Below are 10,513 nucleotides of genomic sequence, written 5' to 3'. Positions count from 1 at the left end.
GTTTGTCGTGGGCCGTGCTCGCGGCCGAAGGATCGCCGTCATGCACGTCGTTCATCACACCGATACCGTCTTCACCCTGGCCGGCCTGCTGAGCCCGGCCGAATGCGAGGCCTTGGTCGCCTTGGCCGAAGCGCAAGGCTTCGAGCCCGCCGGCGTGCGCACCGCGGACGGCGGCCAGAAGGCCATGGCCCATGTGCGCAACAACGAGCGGGTGGTGTTCGAATCGCCGCAGTGGATCGACACGCTGTGGCAGCGCCTGAGCGAAGCCGGCTTGCCCGCGCTCGACGGCGAAACCGCGGTCGGCCTGCCGCGCGCGCTGCGTTTCTACAAGTACGGCCCCGGCCAGCGCTTCCGCATGCACAAGGACGGCCCTTGGAGCGAAGACGGCCGCCTCAGCAAGCTCACCTTGCTGGTCTATCTCAACGACGGCTTCGTCGGCGGCGATACCGCGTTCCGCGGTTTCCGGGTCGAGCCGCGCATCGGCGATGCGCTGTTGTTCGTGCACGACACCTGGCACGAAGGCGCGGCGGTGGAGCAGGGGATCAAGTACGCGCTGCGTTCGGACGTGATGTACGCGCCCGGCGCCTGATCGAGCCGGTCAAGCCGCCGCGGCGCCCCACACCCGCACGCAATCGCGGCCTTCGGCCTTGGCCAGATACAACGCCTGATCGGCGAACTGCAGCGCCGCTTCCACGCCCATGTCCGAGTCCGGCGCGATCTCGTGCACGCCGATGCTGGCGGTGACCGGGATGTCGTGGCTGCGGCTGGGGCAGGGCTGCGAACTCAGGCGCAGACGCAATTGCTCGGCCACCTGCGCGCCGCTGTCGAGGTCGTGATCGGGCAGCACCACCACGAACTCCTCGCCGCCGAACCGCGCCAGCAACGCGTGCTGCGGAATCAGCACCTGCGCGATCAGGCCCGCGGCCCAGCGCAGGCATTCGTCGCCGACCAGGTGGCCGTGGTGATCGTTGATCTGCTTGAAGTGATCCAGGTCGATCATCATCAGCACCAGCGGCCGGCCCTGGCGCCGCGAACGGTGCAGCAAGGCCTCGAAGGCCTCGCGGAAATGGCTGCGGTTGTGCAGGCCGGTGAGCGCGTCGCGCTGCGAGGTTTCGCGCAGCCGGGTGTGGGCGTCTTCCAGTTGTTCCAGGGTGGCGCGCAACTCGGTGGTGCGCTGTTCGACTTTGTGTTCCAACTGCTCCTTGGCCTCGCGCACCACCCGTTCGTTCTCGTTGCGCAGCGAGGCGTAGCGGTAGCCCAGCGCGACCGACAGCAACAGCATTTCCAGGGCCGAGCCGATCTGCACGCCGTACTCGGTGATGAACATCTTCGGCAGCAGGTCGAAGGCGATCGCCGCGAACATGCCGGTGCCGAGCAGAAACGCCGACCACGCCAGCAGGAACAGCCGCGCCGGCTTGTAGCCGCGGCGCATCACCACGATGGTTTCCACCGCGATCCAGCCGATGCTGACGAACACCGCCGCCGAGGCTATGGGCGTGGCGACGCGGTAGGGGATCTGGGTCGCGGCGATGCCGAGCGCGACGAAGAACCCGATCATGCCCAGCCCGATCCAGTCGCCGAAGCGCCAGCGTTGCTGCAGTTCCAGGAAGTTGCGCGCGAACTGCTGCATGCCGACCTGGGCCAGGCAGATCGACAGCGGCACCGAGTGATCGGCCAGCCACGGCGAGTTCGGCCACAGGTATTCGAAGCCCAGCCCGTTGAGGGTCAGCAGCACCAGGCCGAACGCGCAGATGTGGAACAGGTACCAGAAGTAGCTGCTGTCGCGCAGGGTCAGCCACAGCACCAGGTTGTAGAAGAACAGCGCCACCAGGATGCCGTAGTACAGGCCGATGCCCAGTTGCGCGTCGCGCGCCAGTTCGGTGAAGGCGTTGGGCGTGTACAGGGTCAGCGGCACCTGCATCGAGCTTTCGCTTTGCACGCGCACGTAGATGTCGACGATCTGGTCCGGCGGCAGGTCGATCTGGAAATTCGGGTGGCGGTAGCGGATCGCGCGGGCGCTGAACGGCTGGCTGTCGCCGCCGAGTTGGTGGCTCATCGCGCCGCCGCGCGGCTGGGTGTAGACATCGAGCCGGTCGCTCAGGGCGAAGCCTTGCACCAGCAGCCAATGCGGCACCTCGGCGTTGCGGTTCAGCGCGGCCACGTGGAACCAATAGGCGCCGGGCTGGAAGCCGAAGGAGCTGTTGTTGTCGGGCAGCGGTTTGAACTTGTTCTGCGCCAGCAGGGTTCTGGCGCCGGTCAGATCCAGGCTGCCGTCGCGGTCGTGGTAGTAGGCGGTGAACGGCGCCAGCGCGACCTCGCGGGTAGACCGGTTGAGGTCGAGCACGCTCTGCGCCGCCGCGGCCTGGGTCCAGCAGGCGGCGATCAGGCACAGCGCCGCGAGCAGCCAGCTGTGCGCGGCGGCGCGGGGATGCGGGCGGCTCGGGGCGCGGGAAAACATCGGGTTCACTTCCTTGCAGGGGTGTCGACGCAGGCCATTGCGTCGTCGCGGGGTGGGGCGGTGGGGGAGCGGCGGGCGAGGCACGGGGGCATGCCTGACTTCTTAACGCAAATTCGTCGCCGTGTAGGCCGGCTTGACTACCGTTCGGCGGATAGTTAATGTATTAACGCGTTAGTACATTAACGCATTCGTTCAGTTTTGAGCGCGCCGGCCGGTCTTCCCGCCATCCCCGCCGCGCCGGCAGCAACGACGATGAACACGCGCCGGAGCCGCTCCGGCGCCCCGCATGCCAAGGTTCTCCACGATGAAACGCCGCTCCTCCGACATCGACCAGAACGAAGACTCGATCGCCGACCTGGCCGCGGCGCTGGCCGCCATGCGCACGCCCGAACAAGTGCGCGCCTTCCTCGAAGACCTGTGCACGCCGGCCGAGCTGGAAGCGATGAGCGACCGCTGGCGGGTGGTGCCCCTGCTCAGCGAGGGCGTGCCGTACCGCGAAATCCACGACCGCACCCAGGTCAGCGTGACCACCATCGGCCGGGTGGCGCGGGTGTTCGAGCGCGGCTCGGGCGGTTACGCCGCGGCCCTGCACCGGCGCGCGGCGCGCCATCGCTGACGGCCCGCGTCCGTCCGCCCCGATCCGCTTTCAGTACCGCACCCCACTTCTTCCGAGACCCGTTCATGAGCCCTCCCGCCAGCGCAGCAGCGCGCGACCGCCTGCGCATCGCGATCCAGAAGTCCGGCCGTCTGGCCGAGCCGGCGCGCGCCTTGCTCGCGGCCTGCGGCCTGAGCTGGCGCGAAAGCCGCGACCGCCTGTTCTGCTACGGCGAAACCCTGCCGGTGGATCTGCTGCTGGTGCGCGACGACGACATCCCCGGTCTGATCGCCGACGGCGTCTGCGACCTGGGCGTGGTCGGCCGCAACGTGTTGCTGGAACAGGACGGCGACCGCCGCAGCAACGGCCGCGCGCCGGCGTTCCGCGAATGGCGCCCGCTGGGTTTCGGCGGTTGCCGGCTGGCCTTGGCGGTGCCCGATGCGTGGCAGTGGGAAGGCCCGCAGCAGTTGGCCGGCAAGCGCATCGCCACCAGCTACCCGGCGCTGCTGTCGCAGTGGCTGGCCGCGCAGGGCGTGGACGCGCAGGTGGTGCTGCTGTCGGGTTCGGTCGAGATCGCGCCGCGTCTGGGCCAGGCCGAGGCGATCTGCGATCTGGTCTCCAGCGGCGCCACCCTCGGCGCCAACCAGCTCAAGGCGGTGCAGACCCTGATCGAAAGCGAGGCGGTGCTGGCCGGCCCGGTCGACAAGTTCGACGACGTGCGCGGCGAACTGGCCGATCTGCTGCTGCGCCGGCTCGACGGCGCGCTGCGGGTGCGCAACAGCAAGCTGCTGATGTTCCAGGCGCCGCGCGCGTTGCTCGACGAACTGTTGCCGATGCTGCCCGATGCCGAAGCGCCGACGGTGATGCGCCTGGACAGCAGCGACGATATCGCCCTGCAGGCGCTGTGCCACGGCGCGGTGACCTGGCAGCGGCTGGAAGAACTCAAGCGCGCCGGCGCACGCGGGCTGATGGTGTTGCCGGTGGAAGGCATGCTGGCATGAGCGCGCTGATGCAACGCTATCAGTGGAGCGCGCTCGACGCTGAGCAGCGCGAGCGGGTGCTGCGCCGTCCGGCCCAGGAAACCCGCCAGGGCACCGCCGAGGCGGTGGCCGAGATTCTGGCCGCGGTGCGCGCCGACGGCGACGCGGCGCTGCGCCGCTATGGCGAACGTTTCGATGGCGGCGCGCCGGAGCGCTTCGCCGTTAGCGAGGACGAATTCGCCGCAGCCGAAGCGGGTTTGGCGCCGGCGCTGCGCGCGGCCATCGACGAAGCCGCCGAACGCATCGCTGCCTTTCACCAGGCCGGCATGACCCAGCCTTACGCGCTGGACACCGCGCCGGGCGTGCGCTGCGAACGGATCCTGCGGCCGATCCGCCGGGTCGGCCTGTACGTGCCGGCCGGTTCGGCGCCGTTGCCGTCGACCGCGTTGATGCTCGGCGTGCCGGCGCGGTTGGCCGGTTGCCGCGAAATCGCCCTGTGCACGCCGCCGCGCCGCGACGGCAGCGCCGATCCGGCGGTGCTGTACGCGGCCCGTCGCTGCGGCATCGAGCGGGTGTTCAAGATCGGCGGCGCGCAGGCGATCGCGGCGATGGCCTTCGGCACCGAAAGCGTCGGCCAGTGCGACAAGCTGTTCGGCCCGGGCAATGCGTATGTGACCGAAGCCAAGCGGCAGGTGGCGCTGATCGAAGGCGGCGCGGGCATCGACATGCCGGCCGGCCCGTCGGAAGTGCTGGTGATCGCCGATGCCGGCGCGCAGCCCGATTTCGTCGCCGCCGATTTGCTGTCGCAGGCCGAACACGGGCCGGATTCGCAAGTGATCCTGCTCAGCGACGATGCCGGCTTGCTCGACGCGGTCGATGCCGCGCTGGAACGGCAACTGGCCGAACTCTCGCGCGCCGACACCGCGCGCATCGCCTTGCAGTCCTCGCGCTCGATCCGGGTCGACGACATCGCCACGGCGATGCAAGTCAGCAATCGCTATGCGCCCGAGCACTTGATCCTGGCCCTGCGCGATGCGCGCGCGCGGCTGGTCGAGGTGGAAACCGCCGGCTCGGTGTTCCTGGGCGATTACGCGCCCGAGGCGCTCGGCGATTATTGCAGCGGCACCAATCACGTCCTGCCGACCAGCGGCGCGGCACGCTATGCCGGCGGTCTGAACGTGGCCAGTTTCCAGATCGCGATCACCGTGCAGGAAGTGCAGCCGCACGGGCTGCGGGCGATCGGGGGCTGTGCCATGGAACTGGCCGCGGCCGAGGGCCTGGACGCGCACTTCATGGCGGTCGCGGTGCGCGAGCGCCATCTGGCGCGGGCCGAAGAAACGAAGGGGGCTCGGTCCGAACGGGCCTGAGCGGAAATACCGGTATTACGGCAACAGCATCAGGCGCGAACCCGCAGACATGATCGACGACAATCCCCAGCAACTGTTGCGCGAAGACTTGCGCGATTTCGCCGGCTACAGCTCGGCGCGCAGCGAGAAGCGCAACGGCCGGGTCTGGCTCAACGCCAACGAAGCCGCCTGGCCCAGCGTCGCCGACGGCGAAGGCGCGTCGCGCCGCTATCCCGACCCGCAGCCGCAGCGTCTGCGCGAGGTCTTGGCCGAACTCTACGGCTGCGCGCCCGAGCAACTGCTGGCGGGGCGGGGCAGCGACGAAGCCATCGACCTGCTGGTGCGCGCGTTCTGCCGCCCCGGCGGCGACGCGATCGTGATCACCCCGCCGACCTTCGGCATGTACGCGGTCAACGCGCGCCTGCACGGCACCGCCATCGTCGAAGTCGCGTTGCGCGACACGCCGGCCGGCTTCGTCTGCGATTTCGCCGCGGTGGCGCAAGCGGCCGAACGTGAGCAGGCCAAGCTGGTGTTCCTGTGCTCGCCGGGCAATCCGTCCGGCAGCTTGTTGCCGCTGGCCGAGATCGAAGCCTTGGCCGAGCGCTTGCGCGGCCGCGCGCTGGTGGTGGTCGATGAGGCCTATATCGAGTTCGCCGACGGCGCCTCGGCGGTGAGCCTGCTGGCGCGGCAACGCAATATCGCGGTGCTGCGCACCTTGTCCAAGGCGCATGCGCTGGCGGCGGCGCGGATCGGCAGCGTGATCGCCGACTCGGGCCTGATCGCGGCCTTGCAACGTTGCCAGGCGCCGTACCCGCTGCCCACGCCGTGCGTGAGTCTGGCCTTGCGCGCGCTGGCCGAAGTTCCGCTCAACACCACCAAGGCGCGGGCCGCCACCGCGATGAGCGAGCGCGAGAAGCTGGCCCAGGCGCTGCGCGCGCTGCCCGGCGTGCGCTGCGTGTATCCCTCGCAGGCCAATTTCCTGCTGGTGCGTTTCGACGACCCGCAGGCCGCGTTCGACGGCCTGCTCGATGCCGGCGTGGTGGTGCGCGATTTCCGTCACGCGCCGCAGCTCGGCGACGCCTTGCGGATCAGCCTGGGCACGCCCGAGCAGAACGCGGCGGTAACCGAAGTGCTGACCCGGGTCGCGCGTCGTTGCGGAGCGGCCGCATGAGCGCGCTGACGCCGATTCTGTTCGTCGATCGCGACGGCACCCTGATCGAGGAGCCCGCCGATTTCCAGATCGACAGCTTCGCCAAGCTGCGCTTCGTGCGCGGGGTGATCCCGGCGATGTTGAAGCTGCGCGACGCCGGCTATCAGTTCGTCATGGTCACCAACCAGGACGGCTTGGGCACCGAGGCGTATCCGCGCTGGAGCTTCGACGGCCCGCACCAGTTGATGATGCAGGTGTTCGAAAGCCAGGGCATCGTGTTCCGCGAAGTGTTGATCGACACCAGTTTCCCCGGCGAGAACCTGCCCACGCGCAAGCCGGGCATCGGTCTGGCCTTGCCGCTGCTGAAGGATCGCAGCATCGACTGGGAGCGCTCGGCGATGGTCGGCGACCGCGAGACCGACAACGGCTTCGCCGCCAACCTGGGCATCCGCGCGTTCCAGCTGCGCACCGAACAGTTCGGCGGGCAGTGGGACTGGGCCGGCATCGCCCACGCCCTGGCCGACCGTCCGCGCACCGCGCGGGTGCGGCGCAACACCAAGGAAACCCGGATCGAGGTCGCGGTGGATCTGGATCGCGCCGCTGAACCGCGCGTGCACACCGGCCTGGGTTTCTTCGACCACATGCTCGAACAGCTCGGCAAGCACGGCGGTTTCGCCCTGGAGCTGCGCTGCGAGGGCGATCTGCACATCGACGAACACCACACCATCGAAGACAGCGCGCTGGCGCTGGGCCAGGCGCTGCGCGAGGCGCTCGGCGACAAGCGCGGGATCGGCCGCTACGGCTTCGATCCGCGCGCCGAATCCGGCGCGGCGACGCTGTCGAATTCGAGCGAATCGATTGCGGAAAATTTGCCGTCTTCGCACGAATTCATCCTGCCGATGGACGAAACCCTGGCGCGCGCCGCGCTGGATTTTTCCGGGCGCCCGTACTTCGTGTTTTCCGGAAGTTTCGCCCGCGAACGCGTCGGCGACTTCCCCACCGAGCTGCTCGCGCATTTCTTCCGTTCGTTGTGCGAAACCTCGGGCCTGAACCTGAATCTGAACGTCCAGGGTGATAACGATCACCACAAAATCGAGGCCTGTTTCAAATCCGTAGCGCGCGCGCTGCGTCAGGCCGTCGCTCGTCAAGGGAGTGAACTGCCGAGCACCAAAGGAGTTTTGTGATGACGGTTGTGGCTGTCATCGACTCGGGGGGGGGGAACATCGGCTCGGTGCGTTATGCATTGGAGCGGCTGGGTGCGCGTTCGATTCTGACCGCGGACCCTGCGACGATCGCCTCCGCCGATCGCGTGATCCTGCCGGGCGTGGGCGCCGCCGCCCCCGCGATGGCACGGTTACGTGAGTTGGACCTGGTCGCGACGATCCGCCGCTTGCAGCAGCCGCTGCTCGGGATCTGCCTGGGAATGCAGCTGTTGTACGAGTCCTCGGAGGAGGGCGAGGTCGAGTGCCTCGGCCTTCTTCCGGGCCGGATCACCAGGCTGCAATCAGGACCAGGAGTACGTGTGCCTCATATGGGATGGAATCTCCTTCAGAAGCATGAATCGGCCGGCGCCCAGCGCCTGCTCGCCGGCATCGGCGAGCGCGACCAGGCCTATTTCGTCCACAGCTATGCCGCGCCACTGACCCCCGACACCCTGGCCAGCGCCAGCTACGGCACCCGCTTCACCGCCGTGGCCGGACGCGGTCGCTGCTTCGGGGCGCAGTTCCACCCCGAACGTTCGGCCGCGGTCGGTTCGCGCCTGCTCGCCAACTTCCTGGCGTTGGAGGCGTGAACATGGGCAACAGCACTCTGTATCCCGCGATCGACGTTCGCGACGGCCGGGTCGTGCGCCTGCACCAGGGCGATTACGCCCAGGAAACGCGCTACGAGACCGAACCGCTGGCGTTGGCCACCCGTTACGCCGAAGCCGGCGCCAAGTGGCTGCACCTGATCGATCTGGACGCCGCGCGTTACGGCGGCTACACCCTGGCGCCGCTGCTGCGCGCGATCACCACCTCCAGCTGGATGCGCGTGCAGACCGGTGGCGGCGTGCGCAGTGAGGCCGATGTCGAGGCCATCCTCGACGCCGGCGCCGACCGGGTCGTGGTCGGCTCGCTCGCGGTCAAGGACCCGGACCTGGTCATCGCCTGGCTCAAGCGCTTCGGTTCCGAACGCATCACTATCGCCCTGGACGTGCGCCAGACCGAGACCGGCGATTGGGAGTTGCCGGTGGCGGGCTGGACCGAAAACAGCGGCGTGCGCCTGGAACCGCTGCTGGAACGCTATGCCGCGGCCGGCCTGCGCCATCTGCTGTGCACCGACGTTTCCCGCGACGGCACCATGACCGGTCCGAACCTGGACCTGTACAAACACATCCACGAGATCGCGCCGAACGTGTTGCTGCAGGCTTCCGGCGGCATCCGCGACATCGCCGACATCGTCGCCGCCGACAACGTCGGCTGCAGCGGCGCGGTGCTGGGCAAGGCGCTGATCGAAGGCCGGTTCCAACTCACCGAAGCGCTCAAGCAGGTACGCCGTTGCTGACCACCACACCACTGAGCCGGCGCATCGTGCCGTGTCTGGACGTCCGCGACGGCCGCGTGGTCAAGGGCGTGCGCTTTCGCGACCACGTCGACATGGGCGATATCGTCGAGCTGGCGTTGCGCTATCGCGACGAAGGCGCCGACGAGTTGGTGTTCTACGACATCGCCGCCAGCCCGCAGGGGCGCAGCGTGGATCGCGATTGGGTCGAGCGGGTTTCGCGCGCGATCGACATCCCGTTCTGCGTGGCCGGCGGCATCCGTTCGGTGGCCGACGCGCGCGGCGTGCTCAATGCCGGCGCGGACAAGATCTCGATCAACACCCCGGCGCTGGAGCGTCCTGAACTCATCGGCGAGATCGCCGATGAGTTCGGCGTGCAGTGCGTGGTGGTCGGGATCGACAGCCTGCGCGATCCCGACGGCCAATGGCGGGTGCGCCAATACACCGGCGACCCCTCGCGCACCCAGGCGCTGGCCAAGCGCACCTTGGACTGGGTGGTCGAGGCGCAGCGGTTGGGCGCGGGCGAGATCGTGCTCAATTGCATGGGCAGCGACGGCGTGCGCAGCGGTTACGACATCGAACAACTCAGCGCGGTGCGGGCGATCTGCGAGGTGCCGTTGGTGGCCTCCGGCGGCGCCGGCGCGATCGAGCACTTCGGCGCGGTGTTCCGCGAAGCCGACGTCGACGCGGCATTGGCCGCCAGCGTGTTCCATTCCGGCAGCATCCGCATTCCCGAACTCAAACGCAGCCTGCGCGAGCAGGGCGTGCCGGTGCGGGAGCTGCACTGATGAGCGCGGGCGCGGGCATGGTCGCCTTCAGCGGGCAGGACATCGAGGCCCTGGACTGGGACAAGCAGCAAGGCCTGGTCCCGGCCGTGGTCCAGGACGCGGCCACGCTGCGGGTGTTGATGCTCGGCTACATGGACCGCGCCGCGATCCGCGCCACCCTCGACAGCGGTCACGTCACCTTCTACAGCCGCAGCAAGCGGCGGCTGTGGACCAAGGGCGAAAGCTCGGGCAATTTCCTGGACCTGATCTCGATGGAAACCGACTGCGACCGCGACACCTTGCTGGTGCGGGCGCAACCGCACGGGCCCACCTGCCATCTGGGCCGAGAGAGCTGCTTCGAGCAGGCGCCCGGCGATGAGTTGGCGTTTCTGGGCGAGCTGGATGCGCTGATCCATCGGCGCGAAATCGAGCGGCCGGCCGGCAGCTACACCACCCATTTGTTTGACAAGGGCCTGCGCTCGATCGCGCAGAAGGTCGGCGAGGAAGGCGTGGAAACCGCCCTGGCCGGCGTGGCCCAGGACGATGCCGCGCTGTGCGGCGAGGCCGCCGATCTGCTGTTCCACCTGCAAGTGCTGCTGCGCGCGCGCGGGCTGTCGCTGGCCGATGCGGTGGCGGTGCTGCGCGAGCGGCATGGCAAGCCGCATCGCGGGGCCGA

11 protein-coding genes are annotated in these 10,513 nt (G+C 68.8%); 10 read left to right on the top strand and 1 reads right to left on the bottom strand.

What is annotated here, in order from left to right; translation table 11 throughout:
- Positions 1 to 40: 40 nt before the first annotated feature.
- On the top strand, positions 41 to 589 hold the full coding sequence (locus V7787_RS50965; RefSeq protein WP_336095149.1) for a prolyl hydroxylase family protein: 549 nt from the start codon (positions 41 to 43) through the stop codon (positions 587 to 589).
- A gap of 9 nt (positions 590 to 598) precedes the next feature.
- On the opposite strand, the gene V7787_RS50960 is transcribed toward V7787_RS50965, so the two are convergent.
- Positions 599 to 2,458 carry a sensor domain-containing diguanylate cyclase gene (locus tag V7787_RS50960; RefSeq protein ID WP_336095148.1) on the bottom strand — a complete coding sequence of 620 codons (1,860 nt, stop codon included), beginning with the start codon at positions 2,456 to 2,458 and terminating at the stop codon, positions 599 to 601.
- A gap of 304 nt (positions 2,459 to 2,762) precedes the next feature.
- On the opposite strand from V7787_RS50960, the gene V7787_RS50955 reads away from it, so the two are divergent.
- The 9 genes from V7787_RS50955 to hisIE form a co-directional block, all read left to right on the top strand.
- On the top strand, positions 2,763 to 3,074 hold the full coding sequence (locus V7787_RS50955; RefSeq protein ID WP_336095147.1) for a YerC/YecD family TrpR-related protein: 312 nt from the start codon (positions 2,763 to 2,765) through the stop codon (positions 3,072 to 3,074).
- Positions 3,075 to 3,139: 65 nt separating this feature from the next.
- Positions 3,140 to 4,054: an ATP phosphoribosyltransferase gene (gene hisG, locus V7787_RS50950; RefSeq protein WP_336095146.1), complete on the top strand. Its 915-nt coding sequence runs from the start codon at positions 3,140 to 3,142 to the stop codon at positions 4,052 to 4,054.
- Positions 4,051 to 5,400 carry a histidinol dehydrogenase gene (gene hisD / locus V7787_RS50945; RefSeq protein WP_336095145.1) on the top strand — a complete coding sequence of 450 codons (1,350 nt, stop codon included), beginning with the start codon at positions 4,051 to 4,053 and terminating at the stop codon, positions 5,398 to 5,400. The genes hisG and hisD overlap by 4 nt, the downstream gene beginning before the upstream one ends.
- 49 nt (positions 5,401 to 5,449) lie before the next feature.
- Positions 5,450 to 6,550 carry a histidinol-phosphate transaminase gene (gene hisC / locus V7787_RS50940; protein ID WP_336095144.1) on the top strand — a complete coding sequence of 367 codons (1,101 nt, stop codon included), beginning with the start codon at positions 5,450 to 5,452 and terminating at the stop codon, positions 6,548 to 6,550.
- Positions 6,547 to 7,713: a bifunctional histidinol-phosphatase/imidazoleglycerol-phosphate dehydratase HisB gene (hisB, locus tag V7787_RS50935; protein ID WP_336095143.1), complete on the top strand. Its 1,167-nt coding sequence runs from the start codon at positions 6,547 to 6,549 to the stop codon at positions 7,711 to 7,713. Before hisC ends, hisB begins: the two co-directional genes overlap by 4 nt.
- Complete coding sequence (hisH, locus tag V7787_RS50930) at positions 7,713 to 8,321, top strand: imidazole glycerol phosphate synthase subunit HisH (protein ID WP_336095142.1); 609 nt, start codon at positions 7,713 to 7,715, stop codon at positions 8,319 to 8,321. The genes hisB and hisH overlap by 1 nt, the downstream gene beginning before the upstream one ends.
- Positions 8,322 to 8,323: 2 nt before the next feature.
- A complete protein-coding gene (gene hisA / locus V7787_RS50925) occupies positions 8,324 to 9,073 on the top strand; it encodes a 1-(5-phosphoribosyl)-5-[(5-phosphoribosylamino)methylideneamino]imidazole-4-carboxamide isomerase (protein ID WP_336095141.1) in 750 nt (249 codons plus the stop codon).
- Positions 9,067 to 9,858, top strand: coding sequence for an imidazole glycerol phosphate synthase subunit HisF (hisF, locus tag V7787_RS50920; protein ID WP_336095140.1), 792 nt, complete (start codon positions 9,067 to 9,069; stop codon positions 9,856 to 9,858). The genes hisA and hisF overlap by 7 nt, the downstream gene beginning before the upstream one ends.
- The coding region (gene hisIE / locus V7787_RS50915; RefSeq protein WP_336095139.1) for a bifunctional phosphoribosyl-AMP cyclohydrolase/phosphoribosyl-ATP diphosphatase HisIE at positions 9,858 to 10,513 on the top strand (656 nt) is incomplete at its 3' end. The genes hisF and hisIE, both read left to right, overlap by 1 nt.

Source organism: Pseudomonas sp. CGJS7 (assembly GCF_036961695.1).
Note: the sequence above shows the minus strand (reverse complement) of the source record. Positions and strands in the feature narration are given on the sequence as shown.